Consider the following 23251-nt stretch of genomic DNA (forward strand, 5'->3'; position numbering starts at 1 on the left):
TCAGCCGAAGGTCAGCACGGCGCGTGCCACGCGCCCTCGCAGGGTGTCGGCGACGGCCTTCGCGAAGTCCTCGACCGGGTAGGCGGTGGTGACCAGTTCGTCCAGCAGGAGGCGGCCCTCCCCGTACAGCCGGGCGTAGAGGGCGATGTCGTGCTGGGGGCGGGACGAGCCGTAGCGGCAGCCCAGTATCGACTTGTCCAGATAGAGGGACGAGACGAGGAAAGACGCCTCCGCGGCGGCGGGTGGCACCCCGAGCAGCACCGCCTGGCCGTGCCGGTCGAGGAGGTCGACCGCCTGCCGTACGAGCCCGGTGTCCCCGACGCACTCGAACGCGTGGTCCGCACCGCTGGGCAGGATCGCGCGGACGGCGGCCCGGGTGCCCTCCGGGGCGGAGGCGTCGACGAAGTGCGTCGCCCCGAACTGCCGGGCCACGGCCTCCTTTTCAGGGTTCGCGTCGACGGCGACGATGACGGAGGCTCCGGCGATGCGCGCGCCCTGGAGGACGTTCAGGCCGACGCCGCCCGCGCCGATGACGACGACGGAGTCCCCTTGGCGGACCCTGGCCCGGTTGAGGACCGCGCCGACGCCGGTCAGGACGCCGCAGCCGATGACGGCCGCCGAGGCCGGTGGCAGGTCGGCGGGGATCCTGACCGCCTGGACCGCTTTGACGACCGTGCGCTCCGCGAAGGCCGAGCTGGAGGCGAACTGGTAGAGCTTGCCCCCGCGCCGGGAGAAGGGCCTGCCGGGCATGCCGATCGACCTGCGGCACATGGTCGGCCGGCCGCGGTCGCACTCGGCGCACGTGCCGCAGTTGGCGAGGGTGGAGAGTGCGACGTGATCGCCGCGCGCCACATGGGTGACCCCGGTGCCGACCTCCTCCACCACACCCGCGCCCTCGTGCCCGAGCACGGCCGGGACCGGGAAGGGGATCGTGCCGTCGATGACGGACAGATCGCTGTGGCAGAGACCGGCGGCGGCCACGGCGACCAGCACCTCGCCGGGGCCCGGCTCGCGGACGTCGAGGTCGTCGACGACCTGGGGGCGCTCGCCGTCGAAAATGACACCTCTCATGGCTGCTCCGTCCTCTCGGTGGCTCGGGTATGTGCGGGCCGGGCGGTTCAGGCGGGCCAGACGACGGACTGGAGCTCGCTGTACGCGTGCAGCCCGAAGGAGCCGCCGTCCCGGCCGACCCCGCTCTCCTTGAAGCCGCCGAACGGTGTCTCGGGGTGCCGTTGGACCGTGTTGATCCCGACGTTTCCGCAGCGCAGCCGGGCGGCGAGGGCCCAGGCGCGGCCGGCGTCGGCGCTGAAGACGTAGTCGTAGAGGCCGTAGGAGGTGCTGTTGGCGATGCGGACCGCCTCGTCCTCGTCGTCGAAGGGAAGGGCCACGACGACGGGTCCGAACAGTTCCTCGCGGGCGACGGTCATGTCCGGGGTGGCGTCGGTGATCAAGGTGGGTGCGACGTAGAAGCCGCGGTCGAGGCCGGGACGGGTGCCGCCGACAGCGATGCGGGCGCCTTGCGCGCGGGCCCCGGCGATGTATGCCTCGACGCGGTCGCGCTGGGCGGCGGAGATCAACGGGCCCACGATCGTGGAGTTATCCACAGGGCTCCCGATTGTCAGTGCCCGCGCGTAGTGTGAGAGACCGGTGACGACCTTCTCGTACGACGACCGGTGGACGAGCACCCGGGTCGGCGCCGTGCAGATCTGCCCGCTGTGGAACGACCAGACCGAACCGACCGCCCCGATCGCCGACTTGAGCACTTTCTCGTCGGCATCCTCCAGGACGATGGCCGCGCCCTTGCCGCCCAGTTCCATCAGGGTGCGCTTCATCGACCTCCCCGCGGCCTCGGCGATCCTCTTCCCCACAGCGGTGGACCCGGTGAAGCTGATCATGTCGACATCGGGGTGGGACACGAGCGCTTCGCCGGTGGCGGGGTGCGAGCCCGTGACGATGTTGAAGACGCCGTCCGGGAGGCCCGCCTCCTTGAGGATCGGGCCCAGCGCGAGGCAGCAGAGCGGGTCCTGCGGCGCCGGCTTGGCGACGACCGCGTTCCCCATGGCCAGGGCGGGTGCGACCTTGCCCGCCAGATTGACGACCGGGAAGTTGTAGGAGGTGATGCAGCCGACGACGCCCACGGGGCGCCGGACCGCGGCGGCGCCCAGCAGGCCGCCTGGGGCCAGTGGGGTCCCCTTGACGGGGCGGGGCGCGAGCGGGACGACGTCCGGTTCGAGGGCGCCCCGGGCGTAGCGGTGGAACCGGTCGACCGCCGCGGGAAGTTGCAGGGTGGTGGTGACGCGGGTCGTCGCACCGGTCTCCGCCTGGAGGATGGGCAGCAGTTCCTCCTCGTGTTCACCGATCAGTTCCGCTGTCCGGTCCAGGACGGCCGCGCGCTCGCGCGGATCCGTACGGGACCAGCCGTCTCGGGCGGCCCGCGCGGCGGCCACGGCGTCGGCGACTTCGGCGGGAGTCGCCTCCGGGGCCTCCCCGACGACCTCCTCGGTCGCCGGATTGACAACTGCATAGTGCCCTTTTTCCGGTGCGTGCCAGGAGCCGTCGATCCACAGTCCGTACGCCGTCATGGACGCGGCTCCTTCGGCAGGCCGAGCACGCGCTCGGCGATGACGGTGCGCTGGATCTCGTCCGATCCGCCGTAGATGGTGTCGGCACGGGAGAAGAGGAACAGGCGTTGCAGTGCGTCGAGTTCATAGGGACGATCGGCATCCCAGGCGACCGGCCCCAGGGTGGCGGCCGGGCCGCGTATCAGCATCGCCAGTTCGCCGAGTTCCTGGTGCCAGCGGCCCCACAGGAGCTTGGCGACGCTGGGGGCTCCGGGGTCACCGGCTGTTCCCAGGGTGCGCAGGGCGTTCCAGCGCATGGTCTGCAACTGCGCCCAGTGCCGTACGATCCGGTCGCGCGTCACCGGTTCCGCTGCGGCACCCGTTTCCAGGGCGAGGCTGACGACGTCCTCCAGCTCGGCCGCGAAGCCGATCTGCTGGGCGAGGGTGGAGAGACCACGCTCCCGGCCGAGGAGGTCCATGGCGACCCGCCAGCCGTTGCCCTCCCCGCCGACAACGTGTTCGGCGTCGGTCTCGGCATCGTCGAAGAACACCTCGTCGAAGTCGGCGGTCCCCGACATGTCCCGGATCGGCCGGACCTCGATCCGGCCGGGCTGGTCCATCGGCACGAGCAGCAGGGAGAGTCCGTGGTGCCTGCGCGACCCCTCGGTGGTGCGGGCGAGGAGAAAGCACCAGTCCGCTTCATGGGCGTAGGAGGTCCAGATCTTCTGTCCGGTGATCCGGTAGGTCCCGCCATCGTCGGTGAGGACGGCGGAGGTACGGAGGGCGGCGAGGTCCGAGCCGGCGCCGGGCTCGCTGTAGCCCTGGCACCAGATGTCCTCGCCCCGGGCGATGGCGGGGAGGAACCGGTCGCGCTGGGAGGCGGTGCCGTGGGCGAGGAGCGTAGGGGCGAGGAGGTTCTCGCCGATGTGGCCGAGACGGGCGGGCGCTTGGGCCCGGGCGCACTCCTCGGCCCAGACGACCTGTCCGGTCAGGGTGGTGGTGCGATTGCCGTAGGTGCCGTGGGCGGGGTCCCAGGCGAGGCCGATCCAGCCACCGGCGCCGAGCTCACGCTCCCAGGCGCGGGGCGTGGGGGCGGGCTCGGTGGCGAGGTGTTCGGCGAGCCAGCCACGCGCCTCTTCCCGGAATGCCTCGTCCTCCGGCCCGAATGCGAAGTCCACGCTCTGTCCTCTCACCGCGTAGCCCTTGCGCGCTCACTCGGCACGAGGGGGATACGTGATCGCGGTCCGTGGTGCCCGGATGGTGTTCGTCGCCAGGGGCGGGCATCCCGCCCCCAGGCGCCCTGCGCGCACGCGGTCACGCGTTGGGGCGGTCATGGGCGGCGGCTGCTTTGGCCATGGCCTCCAGCTTGGCGAGCAGGGGCATGGGGTCGCTGCCGACGGTGCCCGGGAGGTGGTCCGCGATTTTCTCCGGGGTCCAGGCGCCATCGGCGTAGGCGGCGCGCAGTTCGCGCGGCTGGGCCCATACCGCGATCTTGGGGCCGGCCACCGTATAGACCTGCCCGGTGATGCCGTGCTCGCGCACCCGGTCGCTGAGGAGGTAGACCACCATGGCGGCGACGTCCTCGGGATCGCCGATCCCGGTCAGTTCCATCGGCACCTCGGCCGACATCCGCGTACGGGCCACGGGGGCGACACAGTTGGCGGTGACGCCGTATTTGTGCAGGCCCAGGGCGGCGCTGCGGACGAGCGAGATGATGCCGCCCTTGGCGGCGGAGTAGTTGGCCTGGGCCACGCTGCCCTGGTGATTGCCGCTGGTGAAGCCGACGAGCGCGCCGTGGCCCTGGCGGCGCATGAGCGCGGAGGCGGCGCGGAAGACGGTGAAGGTCCCCTTGAGGTGGGTGGCGATGACCGGGTCCCACTCCTCTTCGGTCATGTTGAACAGCATGCGTTCGCGGAGGATGCCCGCGGCGCACACGGCCCCGTCGAGCCGCCCGTACCGGGCCACCGCGGTGTCGACGACCCTGCGGCCGCCCGCCATGGTCGACACGTCGTCCGCGAGGGCGGTCGCCCGGCCCCCGGCCGCCTCGATCTCCTTGACCACCGCCGTGGCGACATCGCTCGTCGGCTCCGCACCGTCGACGGAGACCCCGTAGTCGTTGACGACGACGCTCGCCCCCTCGGCCGCACAGGCCAGGGCGACGGCGTGCCCGATGCCCCGGCCGGCACCGGTGACGGCGATCACCTTGCCGGTCAAGAAGTCACCCATGCGGCACCCCTTCCAGGTTTCTGACGGACCGTTAGATTTTTGAGCAGGGCGGCCGCGGGCACAAGACCCGGCGGGGCCCGGATCCGGGGAGGGGACGCATGTCATTGCCGGCGGAGTTCTACGATGTGGCCAAGCGCGTCAACAACTGGGGCCGTTGGGGCGAGGCCGACGAGATCGGAACCCTCAATCTGATCACCGACGCCGTCGTCCGTGACGCCGTCTCGACCGTACGCACGGGCCGCCGCGTCCCACTGGCCGTACCCCTGCAACAGGAGGGGATACAGACCGGGATGATCCCCGGCAGGGTGAACCCCCTGCACACGATGGTCGCGATCAACGTGGAGATGTTCGGCCCGGACACCGTCGCCACCAGCGACGACGTCGTGACCATGGGCCTTCAGGCGGGGACCCACTGGGACGGGCTCGCCCATATCTCGCACGGCGGCAAGATCTACAACGGCCGCCCGGCGAGCTCGGTCACCGCCCATGGGGGCGCGGCGTGCCATGGGATCGAGAAGGTGAGGCACGTCGTCTCGCGCGGGGTCCTGCTCGATGTCGCCCGCACCCACGGGGTCGAGCGGCTCGCCACCGGGTACGCCGTCAGCCCGGAGGACCTGGACGCCGCGGAGGAGCTCGCGGGGGTGACGGTCCGGCCGGGGGACATCGTGCTGGTGCGGACGGGCCAGATCCAGGCGTATCTGGCGGGTGACCGGCAGGCGTACGGCCATCCGTCGCCCGGACTGTCGTTCCGCACGCCGGAGTGGTTCCGCGCGCGGGATGTCGCCGCGGTCGCCAACGACACCCTGACGTTCGAGATCATCCCGCCGGAGATCACCGGACTGTGGCTTCCGGTGCACGCCCTCGATCTGGTCGAGATGGGGATGCCGCAAGGGCAGAACTGGAATCTGGAGGAGCTGTCGCAGGCGTGCGCGGAAGAGGGGTGCTACGCCTTCCTGCTCAGTGCCACGCCGGAGCCCTTCACGGGTGGGGCCGGCTCACCGGTCGCGCCGGTCGCGGTCCTCTGACCGCCGAGGACCGGTCACGCTCCCCAGCTGAAAGAACCGCGGGAACTCGCCCCCACGCGGGGGCCGTCCAGGCCGCATGACGAACCTGATGGGCTCATGGAGAGACCGGAGCTCCATGGCGTCGAATGAGGCCCACGAAGAGGTGGGCGGGCGGCGGCGCGCCGATGCGCACCCCGAGCACGGCACCGCACGCCGCCGCCGGCTCCGGCGCGCAAGCCCTGTTCGCGCCGGACCGCGACCCGTACTCGCCAAGCAGCCCAGTACGAACGGGCTCCTCGACGTCCCCTCGCAACGAATCGCTGCGTCCAAGGGTGATCACGTGGACACTTCACGTCAACACCTGGTCTGGACTTTGTCGACTAAGCCCGATTTGTGACGGCGCGTGGCGACTCGAAAGCGCCGACCCACGGAGTCTGTCCCCGGTCGACCTCGCACCAGATCCGCTTGCCCGCGCCCTCGGGCTGCCAGCCCCAGCGGTCGGCGAGGCCGTCCACCAGCTCCAGGCCCCTGCCGCCGGTGTCGTCGCCCTCGGCCCGCCGTGGGCGCGGGGGGCGGGCGCTGATGTCGGCGACCTCCACGCGCACGGTGCCCGCGCAGAACCCGGCCGCACCGGAGGAGCCGCCCGCGTCCGGGAAGAGCATGCGCAGCACGGCCGGACAGCCGGTGTGCACCACGGCGTTGGTGACCAGTTCCGAGATGAGCAGGATCAGCGTCTCCGCCAGGGGCTCATCGACGCCTATGCCGGAACCGGCCAGTCGGGACCTTGCCCACCTACGGGCCCGTCCCACCTCCGCGGGATCGGCCCGGACCTCCATCTGCATCTGAAGCACCTGCACCGCTCACACCATCCGAACCGGCGGACACAACGCCTCGCGTCTCCGAGGGGTCACGGAACGTGATCCCGCTCCGAGACAGCATGGTTGACGCACAGTCACCCCAACAAGCGCTTCGGGCATATTCCGGCGCAAAGGAGTATGCGTACTGCATACTGTGCGACGCGCGTTGCGGAGACTCGAACATCGGAGGGCCACAGGCCCCGTTCCGACACGAGCGTCAGACATTTTCTCACCCGGCGTCGCCACATGGACAACACCTGGCTTGCTGCGCCTCTGAACCACTCGCATCCAAGGGAGAGTACCCGAGGGCGGGACCGACTCCACCCAGTGACGAGTAACACATAGGACACAGCCTGATATCGACGTTCTGTGATCGGTTATGTATGACATGACCGGCATTTCACCCATGCCGATTAAGCCAGGACATTTTCGCCGCCTTCGGTGCCCCACCAAACATCTGGCGCATTTTCCTCAGCGGCGTCCATCAACAGTTCATTCGCAAGGAATTCCTCCGATTCTTCGGTCGACTGCCACTGAAATGCCCTGACCCAGGCACGTTTGAGATGCAGATGAATGTCAGCTTCCCATGTGAAGCCCAGGCCACTGTGCACTTGCAGACAGTCACGGGCATTGCGGATAGCAGCACTGTCCGCAAGCAGCTTCGCGGCGGCGATCTCGGCGGGATCCTCGGTCAGTGACGCGGCGTAGACACTCGCGCGAGCGAGGTCCGTGCGTACGAGCATCTGCGCGCACAGATGTTGCACGGCCTGGAAGGCACCGACCGGGCGGCCGAACTGGGTGCGGCGCCGGGCGTGGGAGACGGCGAGCGTGATGGCGCCCCGGGCGCTGCCGAGTTGCTGGGCCGCGGTCAGCAAGGCCGCTTCGCGACGCAGGCGTGCGGCATCGGCGGATGTGTCAATGACGCCTGGGCACACGGGAGGTGGCGGGTCCACGCGGTGCAGGGGCGTGAGCGGGTCGACGGAGCGGAAGGGGCGGGCCCGTAAGGCGCGTGGCCCCGCACCGGCCTCCATGGGCAGCAGCCGGGCGGTGTCGCTGGTGAGCAGCAGCACGGCGTCCGAGGACGTGAGGTGTTCGGCGACGCCCGGCCCGTCCAGGGCGGTGACGATCCGGGTGCCGTCGGCGGCGCCGGGTACCAGGCCCGCGGCAAGGTGGGTGGCGGCCAGGGGGCCGGGCAGCAGGGCCCGCCCCGCCTCCTCGAAGAGGAGTACGGCTTCGGGCAGGCCGAGGCCCGATCCGCCGTCCTTCTCGGCCAGCCGCAGCGCGAAGAAGCCGGCTTCCCCGAGCGCGCGCCACACCTTCCGGTCCGGGCCGGGGTCCGCGGCGCCATGAGCCTCCGGCGCCCCCTGCGCCCCGTCGAGGGCGGGCGGAGCGTCCACCGCGGCCCGCAGCTTCTCGCGCGGGTACCGGGCCGCCAGGAGCGTGCGCATACCCGCCTGCAGGGCGCGCTGGTCGTCGCCCAGCCGGAAGTCCACGGTCACCACGCCCTGGGGAGGCCGAGGATGCGCTCGGCGACGACGTTCCGCTGGATCTGGGAGGTGCCCGCGGCGATCGTGTAGGAGAGCGAGGAGAGCCGGTCCGCCGTCCAGGCCCGGCCGGCGTCGAGGGACTCCGGGCCCAGGACCCCGGCGGCGGCCTCGTACAGCTCCTGGCGCGCTTCGGAGTAGCGCAGTTTGAAGACCGAGCCGGTCGCGCCCGGGACCCCGCTGCCACCGGTGCGTGCCGCGTGGTCCGCCTCGCTCACGTTCCACTGGGTGAGCCGCCACAGCGCCGTGAACTCGGCGTTGAGCCGCCCCAGGCGGCGGCGGAGGACGGCGTCGTCCCAGCGGCCGTTCGCGCGGGCCGCGCGGGCGAGCCGGGTGAGGGTGCGGCGGCAGGCGACGACCTCGCCCGCGAAGGCCGTGCCGCGTTCGAAAGCGAGGGTGACCATGGTGACGCGCCATCCGTCGTTCTCCGCGCCGACCCGGTTGCCGACGGGTACCCGCACGCCGTCGAGGAAGACCTCGGCGAATTCGTCGGACCCGGCGAGGGTCCGCAGGGGCCGTACGGTCACGCCGGGGGCGTCCATCGGCAGGGCGAGCCAGGTGATGCCCCGGTGCTTCGGGGCCGAGGGGTCGGTGCGGACGAGCAGTTCGCACCAGTCGGCGACCTCGGCGTGCGAGGTCCAGAGCTTGCTGCCGGTGACGACGTAGGAGTCACCGTCGAGGACGGCGCGGGTGCGCAGGGCGGCGAGGTCGGAGCCCGCCTCGGGTTCCGAGAAGCCCTGGCACCAGATCTCGTCGCCGCGCAGGATGGGCGGGAGCCAGCGGGCCCGTTGGGCGGCGGTGCCTTCCGCGGCGATGGTGGGCCCTGCGTGCAGCAGGCCGACGAAATTGGCGCCCACATAGGGGGCGCCGGCCCGTTCGGTCTCCTCCAGGAAGATCAGGTGCTGCGTCGGGCCGGCGCCGCGGCCACCGGCGTCGGAGGGCCAGTGCAGTCCCGCGTAACCGGCGTCGTACAAGGCCCGTTGCCAGGCGCAGTCGAAGGCGCGCCGGGCCGGCCAGTCCGTGGCGGGCGGCCGTGGCGGCAGCTTCGGCAGTGTCTCGCGCAGCCAGGCTCGCAGCCCGTGCCGGAAGGCTTCCTCTTCTTCCGTGCCGCTGAGGTCCATGGGCGGTCACCTGCCCGTCCGGTCGAGATCGAGTCCGAGCATGCGGATGGCGTTGCCGCGCATCAGCTTGTGGACGGTCTCGTCGTCCAGGCCACGCACGTGGTCGAGTGCGACGTCCTTGGTGTGGGGGAAGGTCGAGTCGACATGGGGGTAGTCGGTCTCGAAGGTGGCGTTGTCGCGGCCCACCGCATCGAGTGACGCGATGCCGTGTTTGTCGCGGAAGAAGCAGCAGAAGATCTGCCGGTAGTAGTAGGTGGAGGGCGGTTCGGGGATCAGGTCCCGCACGCCGCCCCAGGCGCGGTGTTCGCGCCATACGTCGTCGGCGCGCTCCAGGGCGTACGGGATCCATCCCATCTGGCCTTCGCTGTAGGCGAGTTTGAGGCGGGGGAAGCGCACCAGCACGCCGCTGAAGAGGAAGTCGGCCAGCGATGCCATGGCGTTGTTGAAGGACAGGGTCGCCTGCACCGCGACCGGGGCGTCCGGTGAGGCGGCGGGCATCTGCGAGGACGATCCGATGTGCATGTTGACGACGGTGTCCGTCTCCTGGCAGGCGGCGAAGAAGGGGTCCCAGTGGCCGGAGTGGATGCTGGGCAGGCCCAGGTGGGTGGGGATCTCGCTGAAGGTCACGGCGCGCACGCCCCGCGCCGCGTTGCGGTGGATCTCGGCGACGGCGAGACCGATGTCCCACAGCGGGATGAGACAGAGCGGGATGAGCCGGCCGCCGCTGTCGCCGCACCACTCCTCGACCATCCAGTCGTTGTAGGCCCGCACGCAGGCGAGCGCGACCTCCTTGTCCCGGGCCTCCGCGAAGGTCTGGCCGCAGAACCGGGGGAAGGTCGGGAAGCACAGGGAGGCCTCGACGTGGTTGAGGTCCATGTCCTTGAGGCGCTCCGCCGGGTCCCAGCAGCCGGGCCGCATCTCCTGCCTGGTGATGCCGTCCAGGGTCATGTCGTCGCGGTCGAAGCCGACGGCGGCGATGTTGCGCTTGTACGGGAAGGCGAGGTCCTCGTAGATCCACCAGTCGGCGGGCGGGCCGTCGGGGTCCATGGTGACGACGTATTTGCCGCCGGTGTAGGCGAGTTCGCCGATCCCGGTGGTGACCGGGCGGGGGCCGCGGTCGCGGTGGCGGGCGGGGAGCCAGGAGGCGAAGAGGTGGGCCGGTTCGATCACATGGTCGTCGACGCTGACGATGCGGGGCAGTTCCACGGCGGCCCTCCAGCTTATCTGACGCTCCGTCAGAATCGAGGCTAGCCCGCGCGCTCTGGACCGACAAGCCGTGGCGCCCTACGCTTCGCGCCATGCCTGACGCCGGGGCAGCGGAAGCGGGGAGCCTCCATGACCGGTACCGATGACGACCTCACCGCCTCCCGCACCCTGTGGGAGCTGCTCGGGCGCCGCGCCGCACGCACCCCCGACGCCCTCGCGCTCGTCCAGGGCGACGATCCCGACTCCACCGGGGCGGACCGGCGGCTGACCTTCGGCGCCCTGCGCGAGCAGGCGGAGCGGACGGCGGCAGGGCTGTACGAGCTCGGGGTCCGTCCCGGCGACACGGTCGCCTGGCAGCTGCCCACGCGCATCGAGACCGTCGTGCTGTCCTTCGCCCTGGCCCGCCTGGGCGCCGTGCAGACGCCTCTCGTCCCCTTCTACCGCGACCGCGAGGCCGGTCACGCGTTGCGGGCCACCGAGGCGGGCTTCTTCGCGACTCCCGGCGTGTGGCGGGGCTACGACCACGCGGCCATGGCCTTCAGGCTTGCGCTCCGGCTGCCCACCCCGCCGCTGGTGTTCACGGCGTACGACACGCTCCCGCAAGGGGACCCGGCGGTCCTTCCGCCACCGCCCCACGACGGCACCGCGGTCCGCTGGGTCTACTGGACGTCCGGCACGACCGCCGATCCCAAGGGCGTCCTGCACACGGACCGCACCCTGATCGCCGCCGGAGCCCGTCTCGCCCGCGCGCTGCGGCCCACCCCGGCGGACATGGGCTCGATGGCCTTCCCCTACGCGCACGTGGCGGGCCCCGACTACACCGTGATGATGCTGCTGTGCGGCTTCCCCGCGCTCCTCGTGGAGCACTTCGCGCTCCCCGCCGCGCTGGACGCCTACCGGCGCCACGGCGTCACCATCGCGGGCGGCTCCACCGCCTTCTACTCGATGTTCCTCGCCGAACAGCGCAAGGACCCGAGCCACAGGATCGTCCCCACGCTCCGCCTCATGGCGGGAGGCGGAGCCCCCAAGCCGCCCGGGCTGTACCACGAGGTCGTCCGCGAGCTGGGCTGCCGGCTGACCCATGGCTACGGGATGACCGAAGCCCCCATGATCACCATGGGGGACCCGGACGACACCCCGGAGAATCTCGCCACCACCGAGGGCCGCCCGGCCGCGGGCATGGAGATCCGGGTGGTCGACGCCGCCGGACTTCCCGTGCCACCGGGCGTGGACGGGGACGTACGGCTGCGCGGCGAGGCGGTCTGCCGCGGTTACCTCGATCCGGCGCAGACCGCCGAGGCGTTCGACGCGGACGGCTTCCTGCGCACCGGCGACCGCGGCCGTCTCACCGCCACCGGGCATCTCGTGCTCACCGGGCGCGCCAAGGACGTCATCATCCGCAAGGGCGAGAACATCTCGGCCCGGGAAGTGGAGCAACTCCTCCAGGCGCACCCGGCCGTCGAGGACGCCGCCGTGATCGGACTCCCCGATCCGGCGCGCGGGGAACGCGTCTGTGCCGTCGTCCAGCAGCCCGCCGGAGCGGCGCCGCTCACGCTCGACGGCATCGGCACCTATCTGCGGGGCGCGGGGCTGGCGGTGCACAAGGTCCCCGAGCAGCTGGAGCTGGTCGACGCGCTGCCCCGCGACACGACTCTCGGCAAGGTACTCAAGCACCGGCTGCGCGAGCGCTTCTCCGACGGGTGACTCAGCGGGTCCGGTAGGTGGCGGTGGCCTGGTCGAAGTACCCGTCGACCGTGCGCTGTTCGTTCATCGGGCCGATCACCTGGAGCACGTGATAGCGGCCGCCCAGGATCATCGCGGAGTTGCGCACATAGACCTGCCGACCGCTGCTGTCGTTCCAGTTGAACGTGCCCTCCGCCGACGCGCGCTGCCCGACGTCGATGCGGCGCAGGCCGGAGGCGCCCGACCAGGAGGACGAGCGGTAGGCGTCGAGTTCCGGTTCCTTGTCCTGCTGGTAGGCCATGGGGTCGCTGCCGAACTCGGTGACCTTGTCCCGCCCGGGCACGACGACCAGTTGGCAGTCGCCACCGAAATAAACCACCTGGCCCCGGTCGTTCTCGCCGCGCCGCTGCCACTCCTTGGCGACGGCCACGGTGAAGCCCTTGGGATCCTGGCGCAGGGCGAATCCCTTCGCCAGACCCTCGGCCTCGGTGGACGGCCCGTCCGAGCCCACGGACGCCTGGCCCGCCTTGCCCTCGGTGGCCGGGGCGTTGGGGACCGCGCTCGGGGCACCGGTCGTGCCGGTGTGCTCCGTCGGCGCCTTCCCCTCGCTCTTGTCGGCGCCGGGCATCAACAGCACGGCGTACAGCACCACTCCGATCAGCACGAGCAGGATCAGCCCCAGCAGTAACCGCCCGAGGCTGAGGGGGCCGCGCCGGGTGCTGACGCGCTGCTCCTGGAGGTGCCCGGTGGTGTGGGCCCGGGCGCGCGGCTGGAGTTGGTCCTTGGCGGTCTTCTTGTGCCGCCCGTGCGCGGCCGCCGCGGAGTCCACCGCCGTGACCGGACGGCCGCGCCTGCGGCGCACGAGCTCGCCCTTGCGCCGGATGACCGGCAGCCGGTGCTGATCGGCGGGGACTCCCGGCCCGATCGAGGGCACGGTGACGGTGCGGCTGCCGATGTCGGGTTCGGGTGCCGAGCGGATGAGGGACCGCAGCCAGCCGCGCAGCTCCTCGAACTCCGGCCGCTCTGCGGGGTCCTTGCGCATGAGGGACTCGACCACCGGCCGCAGCGCGCCGCACTCCTCGGCGTACGCGGGCGGTTCCACACAGACGAGCTGGAGGAGGTCCGCCGTGCTGTCCTCGGGGTACGGGGCATGGCCCTGCACGACGCGGAAGAGCAGGGCTCCCAGGGCCCACAGGTCGGCGGCGGGCCCGACCGGGGGGGCGAGCTGCCAGCTCTCCTGCACCGGCCACGCCTGCTCGGGCGACCAGCGTTCGGTGACGGCCCCGACCACCACCATCCGCGCCTGACGGGCCCGTTCGGCGGCGTACGCGCTTGCCGCGGAGCCCTCGCCTCCCCAGCCGCCGGGAGTGGCACCGGCCGGGGAGGCGGCCGGGCCGCCCTCACCGTCGCCGGCCGGAGCGGAGCCCTTCGCGCGGGGCGCGGGAAGCGCCGCCGCGCCCTCCGGGGACGCCGGGCCGAAGGCGCGGGGGGCACCCGGGACCGGGCGCGGTGACGGCATGCGGCCTGCCGCGGGGGCCGTGCCGCTGGCGGCGCTGCCGCCGCCCCAGGTGGAGGTGCCCGTCGGGGTGTGCGCGGCGTTCTCCGCGGCCGCCCGCGCCGCCGCGGCGCGCGCGCCCGCGCGGTATGCGGCGATGGCTCCGGCCCGTGCCGCCCGGGGGTCCTGGGGCCCTCGCGCGGGGGCGCCTGCACCGGGCTGCTGCGACGGCCCGGAGCCGTCCTGCGGCGCCCGGGGACGGGGCGGCGTACCGCCCGGCAGGAATCCGCCCGCGGCGCCCTGGTCGCGGTACGCGGACCCGCCCTGGGGGTGCCCCGCGGCGCCCGGTCTCGGCACCCGGCTCCCACCGCCGGAGGCGCCGTACGCCGACGGTCCGGTCTGCGTGGAACCCTGCGCGGGACCACTCGCCGCGCCCGGCCCGGGGCCGCCACCCGCCGGCCGCGAAGCGCCGCCAGAGGCTCCCGCAGCGCGCCCGGGAGTTCCGCCACCGGGGCCGGGCGCACCCGGACGTGCGCCGGGCACCGCCCCGTCACCCGTGCCTGTCGCCGGAGCCATGCCCTCCGGCACCGGGTCGTAGCCGCACAGGGCCTCTTCCGCCGCGCCCGCCGCCAGGCCGGTGAGAATGGCGCGGCCGTCGTCGCAGATGAGGACCGTGCGGGTGGTGATGTTGCGGTGGGTCCAGCCGTGGGAGTGCAGGGCGCGCAGGGCGGTGAGGACGTCGGCGGCGACTTCGGCGGCGCGATGCGGGGAGAGGGCACGCTCGGCGAGGAGCGCGGCGAGCGGACGGGCGGAGACGAGCTCGCTGATGATCCACAGGCTGCTCCCCTCCGCGAAGACGTGGAAGACCTGGTCGAGCCTGGGGTGGTCGGGAATCTGCGCGGCGGCGGTGGCGGCCGCGAGCGCGCGGCGCACCGCGGAGTCGCCGGGCCCCCGGCGGGCGGGCCCCTTGTGCGCGGGCCCCTGGTGCGCGGAAGCGGCGGGTCCGGTGCCGCGGACCTCCTCGCCCTCGCCCTCGACCTCGGCCTCCACGACCTCCGGCAACGGGATCTGCCGGATGAGGACTTCCTGGCCGCTGTAGGTGTCGAAGGCGCGCGTCTCCACGAGCTCGAACACATCGGACGGCGGCAGCGGCAGGCGATAGCGGTCGGCGAGCACCCGTCCCGCGTAATCGTCCACGACGCCTCCCCACGCGCGTGATCCGCACCGTCGCCCGGATGACGGTCGAGCGGCCGTCAACACCGGTCATCTTGCTGCCTATTGTGGTTGCGTACCGTCCACGACAACTCACGATACGTGCCGAACCCACCCCTTCGGGGCCGTACGGCTCAGTACGTCGCCGCGTACGCCGTCTTGTTCTGCCCCACGGGCCCGGGGAGCGGACCGGTCTCCCTCGGGTCACGCGCTTCCCGGCCGGGACGGGGTCAGTCCTCCGGCGTGAACGTCCTGAAGGCCGTGTCGCGCAGGGAGGTGCACTCCGCGCCGTTCCACGCGGCCTTCTCGCACGTGATCATGATGGCGTAGCCGTGCTCGTCGTCCGCCTTGAAGCCACGGTTGAGGACCTGGACGCGCTTGCCGTCCTGGTCGCGTTCGAAGGACCAGTCGGCCACGGTCGGGTAGTCGTGGCCGTCCCAGCCGCGGACCTCCTTGATGCCGAGGCCCTTGTAGTTCTTCATGCTGTGCTTCGCGCCGGACTCCAGCTCGCGCCATGCCTTGGCGGCGTCCGACTGCGGTTCGGGCCCGAAGTCGACCTGGAGCCGGGGGAAACCGCCCTTGGCGCTGTAGACGGCACCGGAGTGGTCGCCCGCCGTGCCGGTCTGCCGCCAGCCCTTGGGCATGTCGATCTCGAACTCGTACGCGTCGTTCTCGACCCGTTCGTAGCCGGCCTCGGCACCGCGCTTGGCGTTGCCGGGCGCCGGCTGATCCGCCGCGCCCGGGAGGCCACCCGGCACCGACGCGGACGCGGACTTGACGGCCTTGCCGTTCTTACCGCCCTTGTCCGCACCGCCGTTCCCGTCGTTGCCCACCGCGAAGGCGAGCACCGTGCCGACGACGGCGAGCACGACGACGACCGCCACGATCACCAGGGTGCGGCGCGGCACGACCTCCATGACCGAGGCCCGCTCCCACGTCACCCGCTGCAGACCGCCGCCGGCTCCGGGCGCGCCGTCCCGGGAGATCTGGGCGGCGGCACCGGAGTGCCCCACGACAGCGGGCTTCGCGGCCGACGGCTTCGACGGGCCGTCGGCGGACGCACCGGACTTCTTCGGGGACGGCTTGCCCGAGGGCTTCGCCGACGCCTTCCCGCCCGACCGCGACGAGGCAGACCGCGAGGCCGCCTCCGGGATCGCCGGAATGGCGATCGCCTGCGTCGCGTCCAGCTCGGGCTCCGGCGCGGGCGGCTTCGGCAGCCGCTCGTCCGGCGCGTTGACGGCACCGGTCAGCAGCGCCCGCGCGCCCGCCTCGTCCAGCCGCTTCTCGGGGTCCTTGGCGAGCAGCCCGTACATGACATCCGCCAGCGGTCCCGCGTTGCGGGGCGGCCCCAGCGGCTCCGTCATCACGGCGGTGAGGGTGGCTATGGCCGAACCCTTGTCGTACGGAGGGGCGCCCTCGACCGCCGCGTACAGCAGGCCGCCCAGGGACCACATGTCCGCCGGGGGGCCGGGCTTCTGGCCGCGCGCCCGCTCCGGTGATATGTACGAGGGCGCGCCGACCAGCATTCCCGTGGAGGTGACCGACGGGTCGCCCTCGACCTGCGCGATACCGAAGTCGGTGAGCACCACGCGGCCCTCGTCCGCGATCAGCACGTTGGACGGCTTCACGTCGCGGTGCAGGATGCCCTGGCGGTGCGCGGCGCCCAGCACGTCCAGGACGGCCAGGCCGACCTCCGCGGCGCGCCGCCACTTCAGCGGCCCGTCCTCACGGATGACGTCGGCGAGCGAGCGGCCCTCGATGAGCTCCATGACGATCCACGGCCGGTCGTCCTCGTGCACCACGTCGTAGACGGTGACGGCGCCCGCGCTGCGGATGCGCGCGATCGCCTTGGCCTCGCGCAGCGTGCGCGTGATCAGGCGGCGCTTCTCGTCCTCGTCGATGTTGGCCGGGAACCGCAGTTCCTTCACCGCGACCGTACGGCCCAGGGTCTCGTCGGTCGCCCGCCAGACCGTGCCCATGCCGCCGCGCCCGAGGACGTCCCCGAGGCGGTACCGCCCGGCCAGGAGGCGCCCTGCCGTGCCCTGCGTCTGCTCCGCCTCCGACATGCGTCCCCTCTGGCAATCAGCTCTGCGACCAACCCACCCTGGCAGAGCCACCATTGTCTCTCATCCGCGGACCGGTGGAAGGCCAGGGTCCGCGGGCCCCCGGATGATGGCCGCATGCCGACGCCCCGCCACCGCTCCGCACCGCACACCGGTCACCGCCGCGCGCACCCCGTCCGACCTGCGCCGTCACCGCACCGGTGCTGACGGTGGCACAGCAGTGTGCCGCTCCGCCCCGTCTTCACTGAGGGACCTGCTTTCGGCCGGAGCGGTTCCCGGACCGGCCGAGCTGTCACGGGATGCTCATGGGTGCCCTGTTAACGAACCGTATGTACGCATCCGCAGGCGACACTCCCTCAGTTATGACGTCAACAACGACACTCCCGACTCACCCACACGAAGACGATCGGTTCCGCTCGGACCGGCTGTTCAGGGCCCGCTGTTCAAGACCGGCCGCTCAGATCGGCTGTACGTCCGGTGCTCCCAGCCGGGCCGCGTCCGCCGTCAGGTCGTCGGGCTGCCGCTGCGATTCGCGCTCCGCCTCCACCCGCTTCTCATAGTGCTCGATCTCCTTCTCGACCTGGGTGTGGTCCCAGCCCAGCACGGGCGCCATCAGCTCGGCGGCCTCCCGCGCGGAGCGGGTGCCGCGGTCGAAGGTCTCGATGGAGATCCGGGTACGGCGGGTCAGGACGTCGTCCAGATGGCGCGCGCCCTCGTGCGAGGCCGCGTAGACGACCTCCGCCCGCAGGTAGTCGTCCGCACCGGCGAGCGGCTCGCCCAGGGTCGGGTCGGAGGTGACGAGCTCCAGCACCTCGTCCACCATCGAGCCGTACCGGTTGAGCAGGTGCTCGACGCGCGCCACGTGCAGACCGGTGCGCCGGGCGATCTGCGCGCGGCCGTTCCACAGCGCCCGGTAGCCCTCGGCACCCACCAGCGGCACGTCCTCCGTGACGCACTCCGCCACCTTCTGCGCGAGGCCGTGCACCGCCTCGTCGACGGCGTCCTTGGCCATCACCCGGTACGTGGTGTACTTCCCGCCCGCCACGACCACCAGCCCCGGCACCGGGTGCGCCACGGTGTGCTCGCGGGAGAGCTTGCTCGTCGCGTCCGACTCCCCCGCCAGCAGCGGGCGCAGCCCGGCGTAGACGCCCTGCACGTCATCGCGGGTGAGCGGCACCGCGAGCACGGAATTGACGTGCTGGAGCAGATAGTCGATGTCCGCGCTGGAGGCCGCGGGGTGCGCCTTGTCCAGGTCCCAGTCGGTGTCGGTCGTGCCGATGATCCAGTGCCGGCCCCAGGGGATCACGAAGAGCACGCTCTTCTCCGTGCGGAGGATCAGGCCCGTGCTGGAGTGGATGCGGTCCTTCGGCACGACCAGGTGGATGCCCTTGGACGCCCGTACGTGGAACTGCCCGCGCTCGGCGATCAGCTTCTGCGTGTCGTCGGTCCACACGCCCGTGGCGTTGACGATCTGCCGGGCCCGGATCTCGAACTCGCCGCCCTGCTCCAGGTCGTGCACCCGGGCGCCGACGACCCGCTCCCCCTCGCGCAGGAAGCCCACCACGCGCGCCCGGTTGGCCACGTCGGCACCGTAGGCCGCGGCGGTGCGCACGAGGGTGGTGACGTAGCGGGCGTCGTCCATCTGGGCGTCGTAGTACTGCAACGCGCCGACCAGCACGTCCTTGCGCAGGCACGGGGCGACCCGCAGCGCGCGCTTGCGGGTGAGGTGGCGATGGGTGGGCAGGCCGCGGCCGTGGCCCGAGGAGACCGACATGGCGTCGTAGAGGGCGACCCCCGAGCCCGCGTAGAGGCGCTCCCAGCCGCGGTGCTGGAGGGGGTAGAGGAAGGGGACGGGCTTCACCAGGTGCGGAGCGAGCCGCCCCAGCAGGAGCCCGCGCTCCTTGAGCGCTTCGCGCACGAGCGCGAAGTCGAGCATCTCCAGATAGCGCAGCCCTCCGTGGATGAGCTTGCTGGACCGGCTCGAGGTGCCCGCCGCCCAGTCGCGCGCCTCGACCAGGCCGGTCGAGAGCCCGCGGGTGGCCGCGTCCAGCGCGGTGCCCGCGCCGACGACTCCGGCGCCGACCACCAGGATGTCCAGTTCCCGCTCCGCCATCCGGGCGAGCGCCTCGCCGCGCTCGACCGGCCCGAGTGTCGCTGTCCTCACCGCTGCCTCCCGCTCGACCGCTGTCACTGCCGTTCACCGATTAGCCGGTCCGCTTCGGCCACCGCCGCTCGCACGGCCGTGCTTCCGCCTCTGCCGAAGCCGCTGTCCGGACCTCCGTCGAAGCCGCTGTCTCCTTCGATGCTGCCTCAGATCGGTCACTTTGGCCGTGCCGGAGCCGCCCGGGCGCGAGCCACGCCGCCGCAATCCCTCATAACAGTCATATATCCGCTTAACCTGATGTACCCCCTCCAGGGCCGTCCAGGGATCGCCCCTCGGGAAGGACCGCCTCGCCATGCCCGCAGATCTCGCCGTCATCGGTCTGGGCCCCCTCGGCCTCCCTCTCGTCCGGGCAGCCACCGCCGCCGGCATCGCCACCATCGGCTACGACCCCGACCCGGACACCGTGGCCGAGCTGCGGGCCGGGCGGCTGCCCTCGGAGGACGTGGACGGCACCCTCACCGCCGCCGACGTCCGCCGGATGCTCGCCGCCGGGTTCCGGCCGACGACCGCGGACGCCGAGCTCGGCAGGGTCCGTACGGCCGTGATCTGCGTCCCCACCCGGCTGGGCGAGGACCGGGCGCTGGACCTGACGCCCGTCGGGGACGCGGCCCGCACGCTCGCGGCGCGGCTGCGCCCGCACACCACGGTGCTCCTGGAATCGGCCGTCTACCCAGGAGCCACGGAGGAATACCTGCGTCCCTTGCTGGAGGCCGGCTCCGGGCTGCGCGCCGGGCGCGACTTCCACCTGGCGTACTCCCCCAGCCGGACCGACCCCGGCAACCGCCGGCACAACTACACCACCACCCCCAAGGTGCTGGGCGGCCTCACCTCGGCCTGCACGGAGGCCGCCGCCACCTTCTACGGGCGGATCTGCGAGAAGGTCGTCCGGGCGCGCGGGCCGCGCGAGGCGGAGGCGGTGCGGGTGCTGGAGACCAACTACCGGCACGTCAACATCGCACTCGCGAACGAGATGGCGGTCTTCTGCCATGACATCGGCGTCGACATGTGGGACGTCGTGCGGTGCGCGGAGACCAAGCCCTTCGGCTTCCAGGCCTTCCGCCCGGGGCCCGGGGTGGGGGGTCACGGTGTGCCCGTCGACCCCAACTACCTCTCCTACAAAGGCCGCAGCCTCGGCTATCCGCTGCGCATGGTCGAGCTCGCGCAGGAGGTCAACGGGCGGATGCCGCGCTATGTCATCCAGCGCTGCGCCACGCTCCTCAACGAACACGGCAAGTCCGCGCGCGGCGCGCGCGTCCTGCTGCTCGGCGTCAGCTACAAGGCGGACATCGCCGACCAGGAGGGCTCCCCCGCCCGCGAGATCGGCTCCCGGCTGATCGAGCTGGGCGCCCAGCTCAGCTACCACGACCCGTACGTGGCGCAGTGGCGGGTGCTCGGCCAGCCGGTGCCGCGGGCGGACTGCCTCTACGAGGCGGCGTCGGAGGCGGACCTGACGGTGCTGCTCCAGCACCACCGCACGTACGACCTCCAGGGGCTGGCGGTGAAGGCACAACTGCTGCTGGACACACGGGGAGCGACGCCGGCGGGTGCGGCCCACCGGTTGTGAGGGCCTGATCGGGCCGAGGCCGACCGGATCAAGCCCGTCCGGCGAACCCCGGTCCCTACAGCCTTCCGGTGCCCAGCAGACGGTTCGGCTGCGCGTCCAGGACCGTCTTCAGCGACGCGAAGTCCTCCACGCAGCGCCCCGTGCCGACGGCGACGCAGTCCAGCGGCTCGTCGGCGACGATGACCGGGATGTCGAGCTCCTTGCTCAGCCGTACGTCCAGGCCGCGCAGCAGCGCGCCGCCGCCGGTGAGGACGATGCCGCGGTCCATGATGTCGCCCGCCAGCTCCGGCGGCGTCTCGTCCAGGGTCTGGCGGACCGCCATGACGATGGCGTCGACGGGCTCGGTCAGCGCGTGCCGGATCTCGTCCGCCGTCAGCTCCAGCGTCTTCGGCAGACCGCTGACCTGATCGCGACCGCGAATGGTGAAGCGGTCCGGCGGCAGCAGCCCCTGCGTCTCCTCCGGGTCGCCGCCCGCGTCCTCCAGGCCGTCGTTCTTCTCCAGCTGCTTGGCGAGCGCGGTGAGCCCGGCGGCGGTCCAGGAGCCCGTGGGCGAGGCCGAGCCGATGCTCATCTTGATTTCCTCGGCGGTGCGTTCCCCGATGGCGAGGGAGAACTTCTTCTTCACGTACGAGGTGATCGCCACGTCCATCGCGTCACCGGCGGTCCGCACGGAGCGGGCCGTGACGATGCCGCCCAGCGAGATCACCGCGACCTCGGTGGTGCCGCCGCCGATGTCGACGACCATGCAGCCGGTCGGCTCGCTGACCGGCAGCCCCGCGCCGATCGCCGCCGCCATCGGCTCCTCCACCAGGTGCACCTGACGGGCCCCGGCCCGGGACGCGGCCTCGATGACCGCGCGCCGCTCGACACCGGTGATGCCGGACGGGACGCACACCACGACGCGCGGGCGGGTGAAACGGCGGTTGCCCAGCACCTTCTTGATGAAGTGCCGCATCATCCGCTCGGCTATCTCGAAGTCGGCTATGACGCCGTCGCGCAGCGGGCGGACCGCGACGATGTTCGAGGGGGTGCGGCCGATCGTCTCCTTGGCCTCATGACCGACCGACAGCACGCTGCCGTCCTCGGCGTTGACGGCGACAACTGATGGTTCGTTGAGCACTACCCCCTTGCCCCGCACGTACACCAGCGTGTTCGCCGTGCCGAGGTCGATCCCCATGTCCCTGCCGCTGAACGACTTGCTTTGCGCCATAAGTTGCCATTATTCCTTACCGTCGAACTTTTATACGGAGCTCACAGCGGTCCGCTCGCTGTCGGTGACACCGCGGGGCCGGCGACACCGCGGGAAGCACGCAGGGCCCGGACCGCCGAAGCGGTCCGGGCCCTGCTGTCCTGCTGTCCTGCTGAAGGTCAGCGGTTGTCGTGCTGCGACGGCGCGACCGTCACCTCGACCCGCTGGAACTCCTTGAGCTCGCTGTAGCCCGTGGTCGCCATGGCCCGGCGCAGCGCGCCGAACATGTTCATCGACCCGTCCGGCGTGTGCGAGGGACCGGTGAGGATCTCCTCGGTGCTGCCGACCGTGCCCAGGTTCATGCGCTTGCCGCGCGGCACGTCCTCGTGGACGGCCTCCATGCCCCAGTGGAAACCGCGGCCCGGCGCGTCGGTGGCGCGGGCGAGCGGGGAGCCCATCATCACGGCGTCCGCACCGCAGGCGATGGCCTTGGGCAGGTCGCCGGACCAGCCCACGCCGCCGTCGGCGATGACGTGCACATAGCGGCCGCCGGACTCGTCCATGTAGTCCCGGCGGGCGGCGGCCACGTCGGCGACCGCGGTCGCCATCGGGACCTGGATGCCCAGGACGTTACGGGTGGTGTGGGCGGCACCGCCGCCGAAGCCGACGAGGACGCCCGCCGCGCCCGTGCGCATCAGGTGCAGCGCGGCGGTGTACGTCGCGCAGCCGCCGACGATGACCGGGACGTCGAGCTCGTAGATGAACTGCTTGAGGTTCAGCGGCTCGGCGGCACCGGAGACGTGCTCGGCGGAGACGGTCGTGCCGCGGATCACGAAGATGTCCACGCCCGCGTCGACGACGGCCTTGGAGAACTGCGCGGTGCGCTGCGGGGAGAGCGCGGCGGCGGTCACAACACCGGAGTCGCGGACCTCCTTGATGCGCTGCCCGATCAGCTCCTCCTTGATGGGGGCCGCGTAGATCTCCTGGAGGCGCCGGGTCGCGGCGGTCTCGTCCAGCTCGGCGATCTCGGCGAGCAGCGGCTCCGGGTCCTCGTAGCGGGTCCAGAGGCCCTCGAGGTTGAGCACGCCCAGGCCGCCCAGCTCGCCGATGCGGATGGCGGTCTCGGGCGAGACGACCGAGTCCATGGGGGCGGCCAGGAACGGCAGCTCGAAGCGGTAGGCGTCGATCTGCCAGGCGATCGAGACCTCCTTCGGGTCGCGGGTACGGCGACTCGGGACGACGGCGATGTCGTCGAATGCGTACGCCCGGCGGCCGCGCTTGCCGCGCCCGATCTCGATCTCAGTCACGTTGTGTGGCCTTTCCTTCTACGTCTGCCGCATCCAGTATCCCTGACGTGGCGAA

Annotated in this window: 16 protein-coding genes; 3 read left to right on the plus strand and 13 right to left on the minus strand. The window is 72.1% G+C overall.

Annotated elements, in window-relative coordinates; all coding sequences use genetic code 11:
* The 4 genes from DXZ73_RS19860 to DXZ73_RS19875 all read right to left on the minus strand — a co-directional run bounded on the left by DXZ73_RS19860 (position 1) and on the right by DXZ73_RS19875 (position 4787).
* Positions 1–1071 carry an alcohol dehydrogenase catalytic domain-containing protein gene (locus tag DXZ73_RS19860; protein WP_116212322.1) on the minus strand — a complete coding sequence of 357 codons (1071 nt, stop codon included), beginning with the start codon at positions 1069–1071 and terminating at the stop codon, positions 1–3.
* Between the two features lie 47 nt (positions 1072–1118).
* Positions 1119–2582 carry an aldehyde dehydrogenase family protein gene (locus DXZ73_RS19865; RefSeq protein WP_116212323.1) on the minus strand — a complete coding sequence of 488 codons (1464 nt, stop codon included), beginning with the start codon at positions 2580–2582 and terminating at the stop codon, positions 1119–1121.
* On the minus strand, positions 2579–3739 hold the full coding sequence (locus DXZ73_RS19870) for an acyl-CoA dehydrogenase family protein (protein ID WP_116212324.1): 1161 nt from the start codon (positions 3737–3739) through the stop codon (positions 2579–2581). The genes DXZ73_RS19865 and DXZ73_RS19870 overlap by 4 nt, the downstream gene beginning before the upstream one ends.
* Positions 3740–3875: 136 nt before the next feature.
* Complete coding sequence (locus DXZ73_RS19875) at positions 3876–4787, minus strand: SDR family oxidoreductase (protein ID WP_116212325.1); 912 nt, start codon at positions 4785–4787, stop codon at positions 3876–3878.
* Positions 4788–4885: 98 nt separating this feature from the next.
* Here DXZ73_RS19875 and DXZ73_RS19880 point away from each other — a divergent pair, with 98 nt between their 5' ends.
* On the plus strand, positions 4886–5812 hold the full coding sequence (locus DXZ73_RS19880) for a cyclase family protein (protein WP_116212326.1): 927 nt from the start codon (positions 4886–4888) through the stop codon (positions 5810–5812).
* Positions 5813–6171: 359 nt separating this feature from the next.
* Here DXZ73_RS19880 and DXZ73_RS19885 read toward each other — a convergent pair whose 3' ends face one another.
* The 4 genes from DXZ73_RS19885 to DXZ73_RS19900 form a co-directional block, all read right to left on the minus strand.
* Positions 6172–6648, minus strand: coding sequence for an ATP-binding protein (locus DXZ73_RS19885; RefSeq protein WP_116212327.1), 477 nt, complete (start codon positions 6646–6648; stop codon positions 6172–6174).
* Positions 6649–7061: 413 nt separating this feature from the next.
* Positions 7062–8141, minus strand: coding sequence for an acyl-CoA dehydrogenase family protein (locus DXZ73_RS19890; RefSeq protein WP_116215725.1), 1080 nt, complete (start codon positions 8139–8141; stop codon positions 7062–7064).
* A 2-nt stretch (positions 8142–8143) separates the two neighbouring features.
* Complete coding sequence (locus DXZ73_RS19895; protein ID WP_116212328.1) at positions 8144–9313, minus strand: acyl-CoA dehydrogenase family protein; 1170 nt, start codon at positions 9311–9313, stop codon at positions 8144–8146.
* Between the two features lie 6 nt (positions 9314–9319).
* Entirely contained in the window at positions 9320–10519 is a 1200-nt protein-coding gene (locus DXZ73_RS19900) for an amidohydrolase family protein (protein ID WP_116212329.1), read from the minus strand.
* A gap of 129 nt (positions 10520–10648) precedes the next feature.
* Here DXZ73_RS19900 and DXZ73_RS19905 point away from each other — a divergent pair, with 129 nt between their 5' ends.
* Positions 10649–12223 carry a class I adenylate-forming enzyme family protein gene (locus tag DXZ73_RS19905; protein WP_116212330.1) on the plus strand — a complete coding sequence of 525 codons (1575 nt, stop codon included), beginning with the start codon at positions 10649–10651 and terminating at the stop codon, positions 12221–12223.
* A gap of 1 nt (position 12224) precedes the next feature.
* Here DXZ73_RS19905 and DXZ73_RS19910 read toward each other — a convergent pair whose 3' ends face one another.
* The 3 genes from DXZ73_RS19910 to DXZ73_RS19920 all read right to left on the minus strand — a co-directional run bounded on the left by DXZ73_RS19910 (position 12225) and on the right by DXZ73_RS19920 (position 19136).
* Positions 12225–14894, minus strand: coding sequence for a protein kinase (locus DXZ73_RS19910; RefSeq protein ID WP_116212331.1), 2670 nt, complete (start codon positions 14892–14894; stop codon positions 12225–12227).
* A 245-nt stretch (positions 14895–15139) separates the two neighbouring features.
* A complete protein-coding gene (locus tag DXZ73_RS19915; protein ID WP_116212333.1) occupies positions 15140–16975 on the minus strand; it encodes a protein kinase domain-containing protein in 1836 nt (611 codons plus the stop codon).
* Positions 16976–17429: 454 nt separating this feature from the next.
* The gene (locus tag DXZ73_RS19920; RefSeq protein WP_116212335.1) at positions 17430–19136 is read right to left on the minus strand and encodes a glycerol-3-phosphate dehydrogenase/oxidase; all 1707 of its coding nucleotides are present in this window, start codon (positions 19134–19136) and stop codon (positions 17430–17432) included.
* A gap of 292 nt (positions 19137–19428) precedes the next feature.
* Between DXZ73_RS19920 and DXZ73_RS19925 the strand changes: the two genes are divergently transcribed.
* Positions 19429–20700 carry a nucleotide sugar dehydrogenase gene (locus tag DXZ73_RS19925; RefSeq protein WP_116212337.1) on the plus strand — a complete coding sequence of 424 codons (1272 nt, stop codon included), beginning with the start codon at positions 19429–19431 and terminating at the stop codon, positions 20698–20700.
* A 55-nt stretch (positions 20701–20755) separates the two neighbouring features.
* Here DXZ73_RS19925 and DXZ73_RS19930 read toward each other — a convergent pair whose 3' ends face one another.
* Both DXZ73_RS19930 and DXZ73_RS19935 read right to left on the minus strand, forming a co-directional pair.
* Positions 20756–21910, minus strand: coding sequence for a rod shape-determining protein (locus tag DXZ73_RS19930; protein WP_116212338.1), 1155 nt, complete (start codon positions 21908–21910; stop codon positions 20756–20758).
* Positions 21911–22068: 158 nt separating this feature from the next.
* Positions 22069–23196, minus strand: a complete 1128-nt coding sequence (locus tag DXZ73_RS19935; protein ID WP_116212340.1) for a GuaB3 family IMP dehydrogenase-related protein — start codon at positions 23194–23196, stop codon at positions 22069–22071.
* Between the last annotated feature and the right edge of the window lie 55 nt (positions 23197–23251).

It is taken from the genome of Streptoverticillium olivoreticuli subsp. olivoreticuli (assembly GCF_003391135.1).
GTDB classification, from domain to species: Bacteria; Actinomycetota; Actinomycetes; order Streptomycetales; family Streptomycetaceae; genus Streptomyces; species Streptomyces blastmyceticus.

What these genes read in the sequence shown, in the direction of transcription:
- DXZ73_RS19860 (WP_116212322.1), bottom strand. Translation starts at nt 1,071, where the DNA reads ATGAGAGGTGTCATTTTCGACGGCGAGCGCCCCCAGGTCGTCGACGAC.
- DXZ73_RS19865 (WP_116212323.1), bottom strand. Translation starts at nt 2,582, where the DNA reads ATGACGGCGTACGGACTGTGGATCGACGGCTCCTGGCACGCACCGGAA.
- DXZ73_RS19875 (WP_116212325.1), bottom strand. Translation starts at nt 4,787, where the DNA reads ATGGGTGACTTCTTGACCGGCAAGGTGATCGCCGTCACCGGTGCCGGC.
- DXZ73_RS19880 (WP_116212326.1), top strand. Translation starts at nt 4,886, where the DNA reads ATGTCATTGCCGGCGGAGTTCTACGATGTGGCCAAGCGCGTCAACAAC.
- DXZ73_RS19895 (WP_116212328.1), bottom strand. Translation starts at nt 9,313, where the DNA reads ATGGACCTCAGCGGCACGGAAGAAGAGGAAGCCTTCCGGCACGGGCTG.
- DXZ73_RS19905 (WP_116212330.1), top strand. Translation starts at nt 10,649, where the DNA reads ATGACCGGTACCGATGACGACCTCACCGCCTCCCGCACCCTGTGGGAG.
- DXZ73_RS19915 (WP_116212333.1), bottom strand. Translation starts at nt 16,975, where the DNA reads ATGTCGGAGGCGGAGCAGACGCAGGGCACGGCAGGGCGCCTCCTGGCC.
- DXZ73_RS19925 (WP_116212337.1), top strand. Translation starts at nt 19,429, where the DNA reads ATGCCCGCAGATCTCGCCGTCATCGGTCTGGGCCCCCTCGGCCTCCCT.
- DXZ73_RS19930 (WP_116212338.1), bottom strand. Translation starts at nt 21,910, where the DNA reads ATGGCGCAAAGCAAGTCGTTCAGCGGCAGGGACATGGGGATCGACCTC.